At 73.0% G+C, this 19,870-nt stretch carries 2 protein-coding genes; both read right to left on the bottom strand.

The annotated features are described in order from the left end of the window. Positions 1-3: 3 nt before the first annotated feature. The gene (locus F9C12_RS06385) at positions 4-17,583 is read right to left on the bottom strand and encodes a non-ribosomal peptide synthase/polyketide synthase (RefSeq protein WP_409465148.1); all 17,580 of its coding nucleotides are present in this window, start codon (positions 17,581-17,583) and stop codon (positions 4-6) included. 77 nt (positions 17,584-17,660) lie between these two features. Next, entirely contained in the window at positions 17,661-18,950 is a 1,290-nt protein-coding gene (locus tag F9C12_RS06390; protein WP_409465149.1) for a serine hydrolase domain-containing protein, read from the bottom strand. Between the last annotated feature and the right edge of the window lie 920 nt (positions 18,951-19,870).

Raw genomic sequence — 19,870 nt, forward strand, 5'->3', positions numbered from 1 at the left:
TCCTCACGATTCCAGTTCTGCGGCAAGCCGTTCCAGCTCGCTCAGCACGAGGTCTTCGACGGTTTCGGCCAGCGCCGCGACGGTGCGCGCGGCCATCACGTCGGCCGGGGTCAGCCGGACGTCGAAGAGCGCGCTGGCTTGGGCGGAAATCTGCAGGCTGCGCAGCGAATCGCCGCCGAGGGCGAAGAAGCTGTCCTGCGTGCCGACCCGGTCCGCGCCGAGCACCTCGGCCCAGATCCCGGCGAGCGCGCGCTCGGTCTCCGTCTTCGGTTCGACGTGCCCGGTCTCCGCCGCCCGCGGGACGGGCAGCGCCCGCCGGTCGAGTTTTCCGTTGGCGCTGACCGGAAGCCGGTCGAGCGCCACGAACGCCGACGGCACCAGGTAGTCCGGCAGGGACCGGGCCAGGAACTCCCTGAGCACGCCTTCTCCGGCCTCGGACACGACATAGGCGACCAGCTGCTTGGCCCCGGGCCGGTCCTCCCGGACGAGCACCGCGGCCTGCGCGACGTGCGGATGCTTCGCCAGCGCGGCCTCGACCTCGCCCGGCTCGACCCGGAACCCGCGCAGTTTGACCTGGTCGTCGCGGCGGCCGAGGAATTCCAGCGTGCCGTCGGGCAGCCAGCGGACGAGGTCGCCGGTGCGGTACATCCGCTCCCCCGGCGGGCCGGACGGATCGGCGACGAACCGGTCCGCGGTCAGCCCCGGCCGGTTCCGGTAGCCCCGGGCGAGACCCGCGCCGGCCAGGCACAGCTCGCCGGGCACGCCGGGCGGCACCGGGCGCAGGTCCGCGTCGAGCACCCGGGCGCGGGCGCCGTCCAGCGGGCGGCCGATCGGGATCCGGTCCGGCGGCGGCGCGTCCATCGGGTGGGCGGTGGCGAACACGGTCGTCTCGGTCGGGCCGTAGCCGTCGACGATCCGCAGCCCCGGGCACGCGGCCAGCACCCGCCGCACGGACTCCGCCGGGACGACGTCGCCGCCGGTCCAGACCTCGCGCAGGCCGGCGAAGCACTCCGGGGTTTCCTGGGCGAGGATCCGGAACAGCCCGGCGGTGATCCACATCGCGGTCAGTCCGTGCTCGCGGACGAGGCCGCGCAGCAGCGGCGCGTCGAGGCCGGTTTCCGGGCTGGTGACGACCCAGCCGCCGGTGAGCAGCGGCACCCACAGCTCGTAGGTCGAGGCGTCGAACGCGAGCGGCGAGTGCAGCAGGACCCGTTCGTGCGCCCCGCCGCGGAACCGGTGGTCGGCGGCCAGCGCCGCGACGTCGCGGTGGCGCACCACGACGCCCTTCGGCGCCCCGGCGGAGCCGGACGTGTACATCACGCAGGCCGCCTGGTCCGGGTCGACGGCGCACCCGGGGTCGCTGTCCGGCTCGTCGTCCACAGAGGACAGCAGAACCGTCTGGCCCAGCGGATGTTCTTCCGCGGCGACGACGAACCGGACCCCGTCGAGCAGCACCCGCTGCCGCTCGAGCGGGGCGCGCGCGTCGATCGGCAGGTACGCGCCGCCCGCCTTGACCACGGCCAGCTCGGCGACCACCGCCGCCGCGTGGTCCACCGCGAGGCCGACCGGTTCCTCCGGCCGCAGCCCGAGCCCGGCGAGCCGGTTCGCGAGCCGGTTGGCCCGCCGGTTCAGCTCGGCGTAGGTGACCGGTTCGCCGCCGAGGACGGCCGCGAGCGCGTTCGGCCGGCGGCGGACCTGCTCGGCGAACAGCTCGGGCAGCGACCGCGGTTCCGGCTCCTCGCAGGTCCCGGCCCGTTCGGCGAGGAACCGGGTCTCGGCGGCGGTCAGGACCGGGACGGCGCCGAGCGGGCGGGCGCCGTCCGAGGTCAGGCCGCGGAGGATTTCCAGCAATCGGGCGGCCAGGTCGGTCACCGTCCGCGGGTCGAAGAGCGCCGGGTCGTAGCCGACGTCCACCGACAGCTCCGAACCGGGCGAAGCGACCACGGTGACCGGGAAGTTCGTGGTCTCCCTGGCGGACAGGTCGCGCACGGTCAGGCCGTGCCCGGCGGCCGCCCCGGTGATCGGGTAGTTCTCGAACACCACCAGGCTCTCGCACAGGTTCACCCCGCCCGGCAGGCCCGCCCAGTCCCGCACCCGGGCGAGCGGGACGTGCCCGTGCCCGCGCGCTTCGGCCTGCGCCGCTTGCAGCCGGGCGAGCCAGTCCGCGACCGGAACCCCCCGGTCGACGGCGACCCGCACCGGCAGGGTGTTGATGAAGATTCCGGGAATGTCGTCCACCCCGGGCACTTCGGCCGGGCGGCCGGAGGAGGTGGCGCCGAACACGACGTCGCTCTGTCCACTGTAGACCGACAGCAGCAGCGCCCAGGCGCCCTGCAGCACGACGTTGTGCGTGAGGCCGTGGCGTTTGACGAACGCGTCCAGCCGGGCGGTGGCGGACCGGTCGAGCCGGACGGGCAGCCATTCGGCCGAGCACGGGGCGTGGCCGGACGGCGGCGTCCGGTCGGCAGGCAGCCGCGTCGGGCCCTCGATCCCGGCGAGTGCCGCGCGCCAGAACTCTTCGGAGCCGGCCTGGTCGTGTTCGCCCAGCCAGGCGAGGTAGTCGCGGAACGGCGGCCGGGACGGCAGCGGCTGCCCGGCGTAGGCGGTGCAGACGTCCGAGAGCACCTGGAAGACGCTCCAGCCGTCGAGCAGGACGTGGTGGAACGTCCACAGCACCTGGACTTCCGTGTCCGACAGCCGGGCGAGCGCGACCCGGGCCAGTGGCGCGACGGCCAGGTCCAGTCCTCGCGCGCGGTCTTCGGCGAGCAGCCGCGCCAGCTCCGTTCCGGGCTCCTCGAGGTCCGTCCAGTCGAGCTGCCGCACCGGCAGCTCGGCTTCGCGGTGCACGATCTGGACGGGTTCGGCCACGCCGGTCCAGGCGAACGACGTGCGCAGGACCGGCGTGCGGTCGACGACCTGCTGCCACGCCCTGCCCAGCCGCTGCGGATCGGCGACTCCTTCGAGCACGAAGGTGGCCTGCTCGAAGTACATGCCTTGCGCGGTCTGGGAAAGACCGTGGAAGACCATCCCGCCCTGCATCGGCGTCAGCGGGTAGATGTCCTCGACCTCGCGGCCGTCGCCGGCCAGAGCGTCCACAGCGGACTGGTCGAGCGCGGCCAGCGGGAAGTCGGACGGGGTGCGTCCGCCCGCGCCGGGTTCGGCGCAGTGCGCGATGATTTCCCGCAGCGCCGTCCGCATCCGCTCGGCCAGGGTTGCGACGGTGTCCCCCGCGATCGCATGGGACCAGGTCAGTTCCAGCACCCCGTTTTCGACCCGGCCGACGACGTCGAGCACGTGGGTGCGGGGCGCGTTCGGATCGACATCGGCGTCCAGGCTGCCGACGCGGAACAGCCCGCCCTCGGCCGCGCTGAACTGGCCGAGGTAGTTGAAACTGACCTGCGGGTCGATCGCCGGGGCCGTGCCGGTCAGGTAGCGCAGCGCGCCGTACCCGATGCCCCGCCGCGGGATCGCGCGCAGCTGTTCCTTCACCGACTTGAGCGCCTCGCCCCAGTCGTCCGGAACGTCCAGCGCCACCGGGAACATGCTGGTGAACCAGCCGACCGTCCGGGACAGGTCGACGCCGGAGAACAGGTCCTCGCGGCCGTGGCCTTCCAGATCGACCACGGGCGTCCCGCCGGTCCAGTCCCGGAGCACCCGGCCGAGCGCGGTCAGCAGCACGTCGTTGACCTGCGTCCGGTACACCTCGGGGACGTCCTGCAGCAGCGCCCGGGTTTCCTCGGCGGTGAGCCGGACGGTGACCTCGCGCGTGTCGGCGACGACGCCCGGCTCGCCCGGCGCGACCGGCGGGAGGGACTGCCAGTGGGCGAGTTCGTCGTCGAAACCGCCCGCCTCGGCGTGTTCGGCGAGGCGGCGGGCCCAGGCGAGGAACGACGTCGTCTTCGGTTCGAGGTCTCCGCCGCGGTAGGCGGTTTCCAGGTCTTCCAAGAGGATTCGCCACGAGACGCCGTCGATGACCAGGTGGTGCGCGGCCAGCAGCAACCGCCGCCCGTCGAGGACCGCGTTCAGCAGCGGGCCGCGTTCGACGGCGAAGGCGGGCTCGCCGACGAGCAGCTCCACCGGGCCGGCCGGGGCGCAGTGTTGCGTCTGGCCGAAGCGCAGGCGCAGGGCGTCGTGGTGCGCCCACACCGTTTCGAGGGCTCGCCGCAGCGCTGTCTCGTCGACGTCCTCCGCGAATTCCAGGACCACCCGCTGGTCGAACCGCTCCGGCTGGGTCTCGAAATACCACCGCTGGATCGGGGTGAGCGGCGCTTCGCCGACGACCGGGCCCTGCTCGGCGTCCGGCCCGCGCCCGCCGCCCGCGTGCGCGGCCAGCGCGGCCAGCGTCGGATGCCGGAACACCTCGTGCGGCAACAGGATCAGCCCGGCCCGGCGCGCGCGGGAGACGACCTGGATGCTGAGGATCGAGTCGCCGCCGAGTGCGAAGAAGTTCGCCTCGGCCCCGACGTTTTCGACCCCGAGCACCTCGGACCAGATCTCGGCCAGTGCCCGTTCGGCCTCCGTCGCCGGGGCCGTCCGGGCGCCGGTCGCGGCGAAGTCCGGGGCGGGCAGGGCGTGCCGGTCGAGTTTTCCGTTGCCGGTCAACGGCAGCCGGTCGAGCCGGACGAACGCGGCCGGGATCATGTAGTCCGGCAGGGTTCGGGCGAGGAAGGCGGGCAGCTCGTCCGCGTCGCCGGTGTAGTAGGCGACGAGCCGTTTGACGCCGTGGTCCTCCCGGGCCAGCACTGCGGCCTGGGAGATCCCCGGATGCGCGGCCAGCGCGGCTTCGACCTCCCCGGGTTCGATCCGGAAGCCGCGGATCTTGACCTGCTCGTCCACGCGCCCGGCGAAGTCCAGCTCGCCCCGCGCGGTCCAGCGGACGAGGTCGCCGGTGCGGTACATCCGCTCCCCCGGCGGTCCGAACGGGTCGGGCAGGAACCGTTCGGCGGTCAGGCCGGGCGCACCGTGGTAGCCGCGCGCCAGGCCCGGGCCGGCGAGGTGGAGTTCGCCGAGCGCGCCCGGCGGCACCGGCCGCAGGTCCGGGCCGAGGACGTAGGCGCGCGTGTTGTCCAGCGGTTTCCCGATCGGCACGACGTCCGGCACCGGGTCGAGGACCGGGTGCGCCAGCGCGAACGTCGTGGTCTCGGTCGGGCCGTAGACGTCCACGACGGTCGTGTCCGGGCAGGCTTCCCGCACCCGCCGCACCGCGGCCGACGGGACCGCGTCGCCGCCGGTCCAGACTTCCCGCAGCCCGCGGAAGATCTCCGGGGCCTCCTTCGCGGCCAGCCGGAACAGGCCGGTGGTGAGGAAGGAGGCGTCGACCCGGTGCTCGGCGAACAGCCGGCCGAGGGTCTCGAGGTCGAGGTCGCCGGGCGGGGCGACGACGACCGTGCCGCCGTTGAGCAGCGGCACCCAGAGTTCGTAGGTCGAGGCGTCGAAGGCCTGCGACGCGTGCAGCAGGACGCGGCTGTGCGCGGCGAAACGGCGGTCCGCCGCGAGTGCCACGATGTCGCGGCGGCTGGGTGCGACGCCCTTCGGCTTTCCGGTCGAACCGGAGGTGTACATGACGTACGCCAGGTTGGCCGGGTCCGCCTTCGGGAGCGGCACGTCCGCGGTGTGCTCGCCGGGGACGACTGTCAGTCCACTGTGGACCTTCTCCGCCGCAGCGCGCCAGGACTCGTCGGCGACCAGGAGTTCCACCCCGGCGAGGAGCGTCTTGAGCCGGGGTTCGGGGGCACGGGTGTCGAGCGGCAGATAGGCCGCGCCCGCTTTGACGATCGCCAGTTCCGCGACGATCAGGCCCGGCGAGCGGTCCATCAGGACGCCGACGAGCCGCTCCGGTCCCGCTCCGAGCGAGACCAGGTACCGCGCGAGCTGGTCGGTCTGCCGGTCCAGCTCCGCATACGTCAGCCGTACTCCATCACCAGCCACCGCGACCGCGTCCGGAGCGCGCCGGACGTGTGCGGCGAACAGCTCGGTCAGGTCGCCGGCCGGGAGCGGCTGGGCGGTGTCGTTCCACTCGACCAGCACCCGGTGCCGTTCCGCCTCGGTGAGCAGGTCGATGTCCTCCAGCGACCGGTGCGGGTCCGCGCCGAACGCGTCGAGGACGGCGGTGAGCTGCCGGGTGATCCGCTCGGCGGTCTCGGCGTCCAACAGGTCGGGGTCGTAGCCGACGTCCAAGGTCAGCTGCTCCCCCGGCGACGCGACGACGCTGATCGGGTAGTTCGTCGTCTCCGCCGCGTCGACGTCGCGCAGCCGCAAGCCACGCGTCGAAGCCTGGTCGACCGGATAGTTCTCGAAGACCACGATGCTGTCGAAAAGGCTTCCGCCGCAGCCGCTCCACGCCTGCAGCTTCGTCAGCGGCAAGTGGCCGTACCGGCGGGACTCGACCTGCGCGGCCTGCAGTTCGGCCAGCCACGGGGTCACGTCGGCACCGGTCGCCGTGGTCCGCACGGGCAGGGTGTTGATGAAGATGCCGGTGATGTCGTCCGCGCCGGGCAGGTCGACCGGACGGCCGGAAACCGTCGTGCCGAAGCAGACGTCGCGCTCGCCGCTCAGCCGCGCCAGCACCAGCGCCCACGCGCCCTGCAGAACGGTGTTGAGCGTCAGGCCGGCCCGGCGGGCGAAGTCCCGCAGCCGTCCGGAATTTTCGACCGGCACGCGCAGCCATTCCGACGAACGGCTCGTGTGCGCCTGCGCGGGGGCCCGGTCATAAGGCAGCCGCGCGGGTGCGACGAGGCTGCCGAGTTCCCGCCGCCAGTGTTCTTCGGCGGCCGCGTCGTCCTGCCGGTCCAGCCAGGCGAGGTAGTCGCGGAACGGCGGACGCTCGGGCAGCTCGGCGCCGGAATAGGCGGCGAACACGTCGGACAGCACGCCGAAGACGCTCCAGCCGTCGAGCAGGACGTGGTGGAACGTCCACAGCACCCGGACTTCGGTGTCCGACAAGCGCGCGAAAGCCAGCCGCAGCAACGGCATTTCGGTGAAATCGAGCCCCTGGGCCCGGTCGGCGGCGAGCAGGTCCCGCCAGGCCCGGTCGCGGTCGTCCGGGGTCCGGTCGCGCCAGTCGTGCCGGGCGATCGGGACCGGGACCCGCCGCCGCACGACCTGGACCGGCTCGGGCACGCCCTCCCAGGCGATCCGCGTCCGCAGCACCGGCGTCCGGTCGACCACCCGCTGCCAGGCCCGTTCCAGCGCGGCCAGGTCCTCGACGCCGTCGAGCACGAAGCCGACCTGCTGGAAGTAGACGCGCTCGCCAGGCTGGGACAGGGCGTGGAACACCATCCCGGACTGCATCGGCGTCAGCGGGTAGACGTCCTCGACCTCGCGGCCGTCGCCGACCAGACTGTCCACAGCAGACTGGTCCAGCGCGGCCAACGGGAAGTCCGACGGGGTCCGGCCGCCCGCTGCCGGATCGGCGCAGTGCCGGATGATCTCGCGCAACGCGGTGGTCATCGCGGCGGCCAGAGTGTCCATAGTGGACCTCTGGTGGACGCCTTCCGCGTAGTACCAGGTCAATTCCAGTTCGCCGGTCTCGACGCGGCCGACGACGTCCAGCAGGTGCGCGCGAGCCGAGCGGGGGCTTTCGTCGGATTCGATGCGGCCGGAGCCGAACTGGCCGAGGTAGTTGAAGCTCACCTGCGGGTCGATCTCCGGGGCCGTGCCGGTCAGGTAGCGCAGCGCGCCGTAGCCGATCCCGCGTCGCGGCACCGCGCGGAGCTGTTCCTTGACGGACTTGAGCGCCGTGCCCCAGTCGTCCGGCACGTCCAGCGCCACCGGGAAGACGGTGGTGAACCAACCGACCGTGCGGGACAGGTCGACGTCCTCGAACAGCTCCTCGCGCCCGTGCCCTTCCAGATCGACCACGGGCGTCCCGCCGGTCCAGTCGCGCAGGACCCGGCCGAGCGCGGTCAGCAGCACGTCGTTGACCTGCGTGCGATAGACCTTCGGGACGTCTCGCAGCAGCGCGTTCGTCTCGGCGGCGGACAGCCGGGCGGTCACCGAGCGCATCGACGCGACGGTCGCGTCGCCTCGGCCGTCGACCGGCACCGCGGTGCTGCCGGACACGCCGCGCCAATAGCCGAGTTCGTCGTCGAAGCCGCCCTCGGCAGCGTGCTCGGCGAGCCGGATCGCCCAGTCGCGGAAGGACGTCGTGCGGGGGCCGAGGTCGATCGGCTTGCCGTGCGAAGCCTGGTCGTAGGCGCGCTCGAAGTCTTCGAGGAGCACGCGCCACGACACGCCGTCGACCACGAGGTGATGCACGGACAGCCGGTCCTGCTCGAAGCGGACCAGCGGTGCTTCCGCGCCGGCCGGGCCGTTTTCCTGAAGCCAGTGGGTTTCGCCGCGGGCGAAGCGCATCCGGAGCGCGTCGTGGTGCGTCACGAGCGCCTCGACGGCCGCGTGCGCGGCGTCCGGATCGAGCGGTGCCAAGCGGACGAACTGGTGGAAGTGGTCCGGCTCGGCGGTTTGCGTCGCGAAGAACCAGTGCTGGATCGGGGTGAGCGGCACCGGGCCCTGCACCGGACCGCGTTCGACGGCCGCGGCCGCGGTGCGGGCCGCCGCGGCGAGCGCGGCCGGGGTGCGGTGCGCGAAGAGGTCGCCCGGCTGCAGCTCCAGCCCGGCCCGGCGGGCCCGGGAGACGACCTGCATGCTGAGGATCGAATCGCCGCCCAGCTCGAAGAAGTCGTCCGTCGCGCCGACGCGATCGACGTTGAGCACGTCGGCCCAGATCTCCGCGATCGCGCGTTCGCGCCCGGTCCTCGGCGCGACGTGGTCCCGCGCGCCGAACTCGGGCTCCGGCAGCGCCTGCCGGTCGAGTTTCCCGTTGACGTTCACCGGGAACCGCTCCAGCCGGACGAACGCGGCGGGCACCAGATAGTCCGGCAGCGTCCGGCCGAGGAATTCCGCCAGGCCCTCGGTTTCGCCGACGACGTAGGCGACCAGCCGCTTCACGCCGCCGTCCGAACGGGCCAGCACGGCCGCCTGCTCGACGCCGGGATGCTCGCCGAGCGCCGCCTCGATCTCGCTCGGCTCGACCCGGAACCCGCGGATCTTGACCTGCTCGTCCGCCCGGCCGACGAACTCGAGCGCGCCCTCGTCGTTCCAGCGCACCAGGTCGCCGGTGCGGTACATCCGCTCCCCCGGCGGGCCGAACGGGTCCGCGACGAACCGGTCGGCGGTCAGCCCGGGACGGCCGAGGTAGCCGCGCGCCAGGCCCGCGCCGGCGAGGTGCAGTTCGCCGGGCGCGCCGGGCGGGACCAGCCGGAGGTCGTCGTCGAGGACGTAGGCCCGGGTGTGGTCGAGCGGCCCGCCGATCGGGACGACGTCCGGCACCTCGCCGGGCAGCGGGTGCACGGTCGCGAACGTGGTGGTTTCGGTGGGGCCGTACACGTCGGCGACCAGGGTGTCCGGGCACGCCGCCCGCACCCTGCGCAGCGCGGCCGCGGGCACGGCGTCGCCGCCGGTCCAGACTTCCCGCACGCCCGCGAAGACCTCCGGCGATTCCTGCGCGACCAGGCGGAACAGCCCGGTGGTGAGGAACGCCCCGGTCACGCCGTGCGTCGTCAGCGAGCGGCCGAGCGTCTCGACGTCCACGTCCCCCGGCGGGGCCAGCACGACGGTGCCGCCGTTGAGCAGCGGCACCCACAGTTCGTAGGTCGCGGCGTCGAAGGCCTGTTGCGAGTGCAGCAGAACCCGGTCGTGCCGGGCGAACCGCCGGTCCGCGGCAAGGGCCACGACGTCGCGATGCCGGGCCGCGACGCCCTTCGGACGGCCGGTCGAACCGGACGTGTAGATGACGTAGGCGAGCTGGTCGGGCTCGACGCGGACGGCTGGCGCGGTGTCCGGGCCGCCGCTCTCGCCGGTGAGGATGGTGCCGAGGTGGACTTCCTCGGCGGTCGCCAGCCACGCCGCGTCGGCGAGCAGGACTCGTGCTTCCGCCTCCCGCAGGAGCAGCCGCAGCCGCTCGGCCGGGGCGCGCAGGTCCAGCGGAAGGTAAGCGCCGCCGGCCTTGAGGATCGCGAGTTCGGCGACGACGAGTTCCGGCGCGCGGTTCATCAGGACGGCGACCCGGTCCTCCGCCCGCACGCCCGCCTCGAGCAGCCGGTGGGCGAGCCGGTTCGCGCGGAGGTCGAGGTCCCGGTAGGTGAGCTGCTCGTCGTCGGTCACCAGCGCGACGGCGTCCGGGTTACCGCGGACCTGGGCCTCGAACAGCTCCGGCACCGCCTTGGCCGGGAGCGGGCGCGCGGTCTCGTTCCGTTCGGCGAGCAGCTGCTGAGTCTCGGCCTCGGACAGCATCGGCACGCGGGACACCGGCTCGTGCGGTGCCGCGATCATGCCCCGGAGCAGCGCTTCGAGGTGCGTCGCGAGCCTGGCCGCGGCTTGGTCGCCGATCCGCGCCGGGTCGTGCGTGAGGATCAGCGAGAGCTTGCGCCCGGGGTAGGCGACGACGCCCAGCGGGTAGCTGGTCCGCTCGGCCGCGCGGACGTCGCGCAGCTCCGACACCTCGTCGATCGGGTAGTTCTCGAAGACGACGATGCTGTCGAACAAGCTGCCGCCGCCGCTCCATGCCTGCAGTTTCGTCAGGCCGACGTGCCCGAACCGGCGCGATTCCGCTTGTGCCGCCTGGAGATCGCGCAGCCAGTCCGCGACCGCGCGGGTGCGGTCGAGCCGGACGCGCACCGGCAGGGTGTTGATGAAGATGCCGGGAATGTCGTCCGCGCCGGGCAGTTCCGCCGGACGGCCGGAGACCGTCGCGCCGAAGCACACCTCGGTTTCGCCGCTGTAGCGCGCCAGCAACGCGGCCCACGCGCCTTGGACGACGGTGTTGACGGTCAGCCGGTTCCGTCGCGCGAAGGCGTACACCGCGGCGGACGTTTCGGCGTCGAACTCCACCGGGACGCGGCCGGTCGAGCTTGCCGTGTGCGTGCGGACGGCGGGGCGTTCGAGGGGCAACGGAGTCGGCGTCACCCCGGTGAGTTCGGCGCGCCAATGCTCCTCGGCGCGTTCGTCGTCCTGGTCGGCGAGCCAGGCCGCGTAGTCGCGGAACGGCGGCCGGACCGGCGGTTCTTCGCCGCGCAGCAAGGCCACGACGTCGGAGAGGAGGCCGAACACGCTCCAGCCGTCGAGCAGGACGTGGTGGAACGTCCAGAGCACGCGCACTCTGGTGGCGGATTCCCTCGCGATGACCAGCCGCGTCAACGGGGCCTGGGCGAGATCGAATCCTTCGGCGAGGTCCTGCTCCAGCAGTTGCTCGAGGGCTTCTTCGGCGTCCACTGCGGACCAGTCCAGATAGGACACTGGCAGCTCCGCCGTACGGTGCACGACCTGCAGCGGCTGCGGCACGCCGTCCCAGACGATCCGGCTGCGCAGAATCGGGGTCCGCTCGGCGATCCGCTGCCAGGCCTCGCCCAGCCGCCGCGGCTCGGGCACGTCGTCCACCGTGAACGAAACCTGTTCGAAGTAGACCCGGTCGCCGGGCTGGGCGAGGTCGTGGAACACCATCCCGGCCTGCATCGGCGTCAGCGGGTAGACGTCCTCGACGTCACGGCCGTCGCCGGCCAATTCGTCTACTGTGGACTGGTCCAGCGCGGCCAGCGGGAAGTCCGACGGCGTCCGGCCGCCCGCTCCCGGCTCCGCGCAATGCCGGACGATCTCGCGCAGGGCTTCGGCCGTCGCCGCGGCCAGCCGGTCCACAGTGGACTTCTCGTGGACGCCCTCGGCGTAATGCCAGGCCAGCTCCAGCTCCCCGCCCTCGACGCGACCGACGACCTCCAGCAGGTGCGGGCGGACGGTGTCCGGCGAGACGTCCAGCGCGAGTTCGCGGTGCAGGACCAGGTCGCCGGGAAGGTCGAACTGGCCCAGGTAGTTGAAGCTCACCTGCGGTTCGATCACCGGCGCGGACGCGGCGAGATACCGCAGCGCGCCGTAGCCGATCCCCCGGCGCGGGACCGCGCGCAGCTGCTCCTTGACCGCTTTCAGCGCCGCGCCCCAGCCGTCCGGAACGTCCAGCGCGACCGGGAAGATGCTGGTGAACCAGCCGACCGTCCGCGACAGGTCGACCCCGTCGAACAGCTCCTCGCGGCCGTGCCCTTCGAGATCGACCACCGGCCGCTGCCCGGTCCACTCCCCCAGCACCCGGCCCAGCGCGGCCAGCAGCACGTCGTTGACCTGCGTCCGGTACGCCCGCGGCACCTCGCGCAGCAGCGCGCGCGTCTCGTCGGCGGTGAGCCGGGCCGTGACGACGCGGGCGCGGCCGAAGGTGTTCTCCGCCGTGCCGTCGACCGGGAGCGGGGCGGGCGCGGGCAGTTCCCACCAGTGCGCGAGTTCGTCGTCGAAGCCGCCCGCTGCCGCGTGCTCGGCGAGCCTTCGCGCCCACTCGCGGAAGGACGTGGTCCGCGGACCGAGGTCGATCGGTTCGCCGCGCACGGCCTGCTGATAACCGCGGTCGAGGTCTTCCAGCAGCAGCCGCCACGACACGCCGTCGACCACCAGGTGGGGCGCGGCCAGGTGCAAGGTCCGCGGCTCGCCGGTCAGCGACCACCGCAGCAGCGTGTGCCCTTCGCCGACCGGGGCGTTGTGCTGCTGCCAAGCGTCGCGGTCCTGGGTGAACCGCATCCGCAGCGCGTCGTGCCGCTCGGACAACGCGCCGAGCGCACTGATCAGCGCGGTCAAGTCGACGCCGGCGGGCAGCTCGACGGCGATCGTCTGGTCGAAGCGGTCCGCGCCCAGGCCGAAGAACCAGTGCTGGATCGGGGTCAGGACCGCTTCGCCGCTCTCCGGGCCGCGCGCCGGGATCGCGCCGGCCTCGCCGACGGCCGGCGCGAGCGCCGCGATGGTCTGGTGGCGGAACAGGTCGGCGGTGGTCACGCTGAGCCCGGCCTGCCGGGCACGGGCGCTCACCTGGATGCTCAGGATCGAATCGCCGCCGAGGGCGAAGAAGTTGTCGTCCACGCCGACCCGGTCGAGGCCGAGCACGTCCGCCCAGATCCCGGCGAGCACGGCCTCCCGCCCGGTGCGCGGGGCCGCCGTCCGCTCGCTGGCGACCTGCGGTTCCGGCAGCGCGCGGCGGTCGACCTTGCCGTTGGCGGTGAGCGGCAGCTCGGCCAGCGGGACGAGGACCGACGGCACCAGGTAGTCCGGCAGGGTGCGGCCGAGGGCGCGGCGGAGGGCCTCGGGGTCGGCCGGTCCGACCACGTAGCCGACGAGCTGCTTGCGTCCGCCGGTCGTGCGGATCGTCACGAACGCCCGCGCCACCCCGTCCTCCGCGACCAGCGCGCGTTCGATCTCGGCCGGTTCGACCCGGAAGCCGCGGATCTTGACCTGGTCGTCCGCGCGGCCGAGGAATTCGAGGGTGCCGTCGCCCCGCCACCGGCCGAGGTCGCCGGTCCGGTACATCCTCTCGCCGGGCCGGCCGAACGGGTCGGCGACGAACCGGTCCGCGGTCGCGCCCGGCTGGCCGAAGTACCCGCGCGCGAGCCCCGCGCCGGCGACGCAGACCTCGCCGGCCGCGCCGCGCGGGAGCAGGCGGAACCGGTCGTCGACGACGTGGATCCGGACGTCCCGCAGCGGCGTGCCGATCGGGATCGGGTCGGGGACCTCGGCCGGCATCCGGAACGACGTGGCGAACGTGGTGGTCTCGGTCGGGCCGTAGCCGTCCACGACGGCGATGCCGGGGCAGCGGTCGAGCACCCGGCGGACGGCGGCCGGCGGCACGACGTCGCCGCCGGTCCAGACCTCGCGCAGGCCGGCGAAGCACTCCGGCGTCTCCTCGGCGAAGAGCCGGAAGAGACCCGCGGTCAGCCAGAGCGCGCTCAGGCCGTGCCGGGCGACCAGCTGCTGGACCGCGTCGGCGTCGAGGTCTCCCGGCGGCGCGACGACCACGGTGCCGCCGTTGAGCAGCGGCACCCACAGCTCGTAGGTGGAGGCGTCGAAGGCGAGCGGGGAATGCAGCAGGACTCGCTCATGGCCGGAAAACCGCGGGTCGGTCGCGAGGGCCGTGACGTCCGCGTGCCGCACGGCTACGCCCTTCGGGACGCCGGTGGAGCCCGAGGTGTACTCGACGTAGGCGAGGTTTTGTTCGCTCAGCGCGATTTCTGGCGCGGCGGAAGGTTCGTCGACGTCTGTCACCAGCAGCGTGAGTCCATTATGGACAGTGGTGGCGGTGTCGTGCCAAGTGCGGTCGGTGAGCACCAGCGGCACTCCGTCGAGGACGCGGCGCAGCCGGTCGGCCGGAGCGCGCAGGTCCAGCGGGAGGTAGGCGCCACCGGCCTTGAGGATCGCCAGCACGGCCACGACGAGGTCGGCCGAGCGGTCCATCAGGACGCCGACCCGGTCCTCCGGGCGGACGCCTTGCCGGATCAGGCGCTGGGCGAGGCGGTTCGCGCGGGCCCGCAGTTCGGCGTAGGTCAGCCGGACGTCGCCGCAGACCACCGCGAGGTCGTCCGGTCTTTGGCCGGCACGTCGGTCGAAGAGGTCCGGCACCGTCTGCGGAGGCGGGTTTCCGGACGGGTTCTCCGGTTGCCCCGGAAGCAGGAACCGGCGGTCCTCGGCAGTGAGCAGCGGCAGGTCTCCCACCGGCCGCGCCGGGTCAGCGGCGATCCCGGCGAGCAAGACCTCCAGGCTGCGCGCGAGGCGTTCGATGGTGGCGCCGTCGAAAAGCGCGGTGGCGTACTCGATCGTGACGCGCAGGCCGTCGGGGCGCGGCCAGAACTCCACCACGAGATCGAAGCGCGCCGACGGCCGCGGCAGGGCGTACTCGCTGACCCGCAGCCCGGCGACCGTACGCTCCGCCACCAGCGGCCGCTGCAGGACGACGACCGCCTGCACCAACGGCGTCCGCGAGGGATCGCGTTCGGGCTGAACCTCCTCCACGACCCGGTCGAACGGCACGTCCCCGTGCGCGAACGCGGACAGCACGGTCTCCCGGAATTCCGCCAGGAAGCGCTCGAACGGCTGCGCATTGTCCACAGAGGACCGGAGCACGAGCGTGTTGACGAAGAATCCGGTCAGCGGCTCCAATTCGGCCCGGTCGCGTCCGGACACCGCCGTGCCGACCGCGATGTCCCGCTGCCCGCTGTAGGCGGCCAGCACTGCCTGCACGGCCGCGGTCAGGGTCATGAACAGCGTGGCGCCCTGCTCGCGGCCCGCTTCCGCGACCCGGCGGACCAGGTCGGCGGACAGGTCGTGCCGGTGCACCGCGCCCTCGGTGGTGCGCTGCGGCGGCCGCGGACGGTCGGTCGGCAGGGCGAGCGGTTCGAGGCCGTCGAGGGCCGCGCGCCAGTAGCCGAGCTGGTCGAGGCGTTCGGACGCCAGCCGCCACCGGGTGTAGTCCTGGTAGCCGAGCGGCAGCGGGGGCAGGGCCGCGCCGCGGTACAGGTCGAGCAGTTCGCCGGTGAGCACCTCGATCGACCGGCCGTCGGTGACGATGTGGTGCTGGCACAGGAGAAGCAGGTGCTCGTCCGGGCCGAGCGGGTACAGCGCGGCCCGGGTCAGCGGGCCCGTCCGAAGGTCGAACGGCCGGCGCAATTGCGCCTTCAGAGTCTCGTCGTCCGGGGCGGAATCCGCTATGCTCAAGGGGATTTCCCCGGTCGGCGCGATGCGCTGCATGCCTTGTCCCGCAACGGAATCGAAGGTCGTGCGCAGCGATTCGTGCCGTGCGCAGAGAGAGGCCAGCGCGGTGCGCAGAGTTCCGAGGTCCAGCGGGCCGGACAGGCGGATCCCGACGCCCGTGTTGTACTCGGTGCTGCCGCCGGTCAGTTCGTCGAGGAACCACAGCCGCCGCTGCGCCGGGGAGAGCGGCAGCAGGTCCCGCGGCGGCCCCGCCGGGATCTCCTGCCCGGCTCTCGGACCGCTGTCCACGAGCCGCGCGAGTGCCGCCACGCTGGGCGCGTCGAAGAGCGCCCGCGCCGACAGCTCCGCGCCGAGCTTGCGCCGCAGCCGGGACAGCGCCTGCACGGCCAGGATCGAGTCGCCGCCGAGAGCGAAGAAATCGTCCTCGGCGCCGATCCGGTCCAGTCCCAGCACCTCCGCGACGATCCCGGCGACGGCGCGTTCGGTGTCCGTACGCGGTTCGGCGCCGCCGTCCGCCGGTTCGCTCGGCGGCGCGGGCAGTGCTTTCCGGTCGACCTTTCCGTTGGCGCTCAACGGAAGCTCGTCCAGCACGACGATCGCCGAGGGCACTTGATAGCCCGGCAGCACCGCCGCGGCCGCGGCCTTCAGGTCTTTCCGCGGCGCGCCGGGAGCCAGCACGACGTAGGCGACCAGGCGTTTGGCTCCCGGCCCGTCCTCCCGCGCGACCACCACCGCCTCCGCCACCGTGTCGTCCGCGGCGAGCACGCCCTCGATCTCGCCGAGTTCCACCCGGAAGCCGCGGATCTTGACCTGGTCGTCGGCGCGGCCGAGGAATTCCAGCTCGCCCTGGCCGTTCCAGCGCACCAGGTCGCCGGTGCGGTACATCCGCTCGCCGGGCACGCCGGGATCGGCGACGAACTTCTCCGCCGTCGCCCCGGGACGCGCCCAGTACCCGCGCGCCAGCCCCGCCCCGGCCAGGTGCAGCTCGCCGGGTTCGCCGGCCGCGACCGGGTTCAGCGCGTCGTCCAGGACATACGCGCGCACGTCGTCCAGCGGGCGGCCGATCGGCACCGCGGTCACGTCCCCCGGCTGGACCGCGTGGGCCGTCGCGAACGTGGTGGTCTCGGTCGGGCCGTACCCGTCCACGACCGTGACGCCGGGGCAGGCGCGCAGCACCCGCCGCACCGCCCCGGCCGGGACGACGTCGCCACCGGTCCAGACCTCGCGCACGCCCTGGAAACAGTCCGGCGCCTCCTGCGCGACGACCCGGAACAGGCCCGCGGTCAACCAGATCGCGCCGATGCCGTACCGGGAAACGACTTCGCGGAGCAGCTCGACGTCGAGGTCTCCCGGCGGCGCGACCACCACGGTGCCGCCGGTCAGCAACGGCACCCACATTTCGTAGGTGGAGGCGTCGAAGGCCGCCGGCGAGTGCAGCAGCACCCGGCGATGCGCGGCCCCGGCGAACCGCTGGTCGGCCGCGAGGGCCGCGACGTCCCGGTGCCGGACCGCGACCCCCTTGGGGGTCCCGGTCGAGCCGGACGTGTGCATCAGGTAGACCAGGTTGTCCGGATGCAGTGGCACCGAAGGGAAATCCTCCCCCGGCAGCACCCGTCCGAGCACGACGATCTGTCCAGTGTGGATCTCCGCGGCGCGGACCGGATCGTCGGTGAGCAGGATCGTGACCCCGGCTTCGACCAGCAGCGTCCGCAACCGGCTGTCCGGCGCGCGCCGGTCGAGCGGCACGTACGCACCGCCCGCGGCGACCACGGCCAGCTCCGCGACGACCAGCCCGGCCGACCGCCGCGCCAGCACTCCGACCCGGTCTTCGGTCCGCAAGCCCAGCCGCAGCAGATGCGCGGCGAGGCTTCCGGCTTCGCCGGCCAGTTCGGCGTACGTCAGCCGGGTCGCCGCGCCGTCCACGGCGAGCGCGTCCGGAGCCTGCCGCGCCTGGGCGGCGAACAGCTCGGGCAGAGTGGCGGCAGGGTCCGGTCCGGCCGGAATGTGGGGGGCGGTCATCGTTTTTCGCTACCTTCCGGGCACGCCAAGGGATCCCGCTTCGACGCGGGCGAGGACGAGAAGTTCGGAGGGCGGGCTCAGCACCGCCGCGCGAGCCGGCCGCCGATTTCGACGGCGGTCGCCGCGCCGGGCCGGCCGCGGAACCGGCCGCACGGCGTGGCGCGGCCGGTCGCCGGATCGCGGACGGTGAAGGAGCCGTCGGCGTACCGGGTCAGTTCGGGGAAGACGTCGCCGTCCACGTCGAGACAGGCGCCGCCGGAGGCGTCCGGTCGGATCGCATATCCGATCGCGCCGTTGCGATAATTGCCGAAATCGCCGTCCGGCATGGGAATCGGGCAGGATTCCGCAGCCTGGACGCGATGCGGCGGGAGGCCGAGTTCCGGCAGCTCCCCGGCCAGGTCGTGCCAGAGGTCGCCGCCCCCGGCCCCGTTGGCGGTCAGCGCGAGCACGCACGCGCCGGACTGGTCGATCCGCAGGTGGCACGAGGTCCCGTCGGCCGTGCCGTCGTGCCCGAGCCAGCGGAAGTCCTCGTCGCCGAAACAGGCCAGCCCCAGTCCCCAGCCGTCGGCGAGGCCGAACGGTTCCGCGCGTTCCACGGGCCGGTGCAGGTCGCTCGCGGTCACGACGTCGAGCAGGCCGGGTTTGCCGAGGTGGACGCGGCCCAGCGCGACCAGGTCGCGGGCGCTCAGCGCGAGCGCGCCCGCCGGGTCCAGCATCGGCGGCAGCACCTGCGCGAGCGGCCGCCCGCCGTCGCGCGCGTGCCCGGTCGCGACGCCCGGGCTGTCGACGAAGAACGGTTCGATCTCCAAGGGCCGCAACAGGATCGACGCGACCGCCTCGCGCCAGCTCATCCCGGTGACCTCTTCGATCAGCAGGCCGGCCAGCGCGTAGCCGAGGTTGGAATAGGAGAACGCGGTCCCCGGCTCGCAGACGAACTCCGCGGACCGCACCTCTTTCCGGCAGGACCCGGCGGCGTCGGCCGGGTCCGAGGGCAGCCCGCTCGTGTGGCTGAGCAGCCTGCGCAAGGTCAGCGACGCGGAAAGCCCGGGATCGCCCAGGATCTCGCCGACCGGCTGGTCCAGCTCGAGATCGCCGTCGGACACCAGCAGCATCGCGACCGTCGCGGTGGCGACTTTGGTGATCGAGCCGACCGGCACCCGCGTGCTCTCCCGCATGGGCCTGCCGCCGCCCGCGTCCCCGGTCTGGACCATGACGGCCTCGCCGCCGGACCACACCGCGACCTGCGCTCCCGGCACCCGATGCCGGGCGGCCAGCCGCGGGAGCACGGCGGCCAGCCGGTCCGCACTGCCGACGCCGGGCACCGGGCGCGGTCTCGGGACGTCGGTTCTTTCTTTCCGGGAGTGCATGACCATGCCTTTCGAATACTCGTCGGAACCGCGCGGTGAATTGCCCCCTGACCGCGCGGCACTAGCCCCAGCAGAGCGCGGGCGTCAGCAAGCCCAGACCCGCGCTGGAATCCATACCCTGCCTAGCTCCGTTGCGCTCCAGCAACCGCCAAACGAAGGACTCCCGCATACGCCGGTTCGCACCCAGCGTCACACATTGCCGAGAGCATTCTAAAATATGAACAACGGACTCACACCTCGAGGCGACGCCCGGATAAGCGGAGAGTCCGCCTTCGCGTTCGGCGGACGCCCCGGCCGCGCCCCGCACCGATTCCCACTGCTCCGACCAGCGTAAACGGTCCATTCTCCAGACTGGCGGAACAATGCCCGCCACCAAAGAAGTGGTGCCGACAGCCGTCGCCGTTCCCCCGATCGCAGCAACGTCGCGGCCGCATGCCGGACTTCCGCCGCATACCGGGAAATGATCACCGTCCGCCTTCCCTAAAACGCTTCCGAACTGCTGGCGGTACAAGTCGATCTCGGAGAATCGCCGAATCCGCCCGCTAAACCTCACCCGATCACCGGAAAATTCCGCCGCTTCCCCGGCCGCGCGGAATTCACGACTCGGGCCGCACCACACGAATGGCGCGCGACGGCAGTAGGCCTTACCGCCGGGTAACGCACTCGCCCGAGATCGCACTTCCGGCAGCGCCCCGGAGGGGATCGCCGCTGTCGATTCCGCCATGAGCACCTCCGCCCGCACAGTCGCCCCCGCCGGCCGAAACGTTGCAGCCTCTCCGGGACCAATAGCCGAACAGCCGAACGTCCTTCCCGGACGCCGCGGAGGAAATGCCCGCTATCGGCAAACTGCCAATACGGTGCATATTCCGCATGGGATCCACGGGAACGGTTCGGTAAAGGAAGTTATAGGGGCGGTTGCC

This window comes from Amycolatopsis sp. GA6-003 (assembly GCF_046267895.1).
Taxonomy (GTDB): Bacteria; Actinomycetota; Actinomycetes; order Mycobacteriales; family Pseudonocardiaceae; genus Amycolatopsis.

Bases quoted from the DNA above. Each gene is read 5' to 3' on its own strand.
- F9C12_RS06385 (WP_409465148.1), bottom strand. From the start codon at position 17,583: ATGACCGCCCCCCACATTCCGGCCGGACCGGACCCTGCCGCCACTCTG.
- F9C12_RS06390 (WP_409465149.1), bottom strand. From the start codon at position 18,950: ATGCACTCCCGGAAAGAAAGAACCGACGTCCCGAGACCGCGCCCGGTG.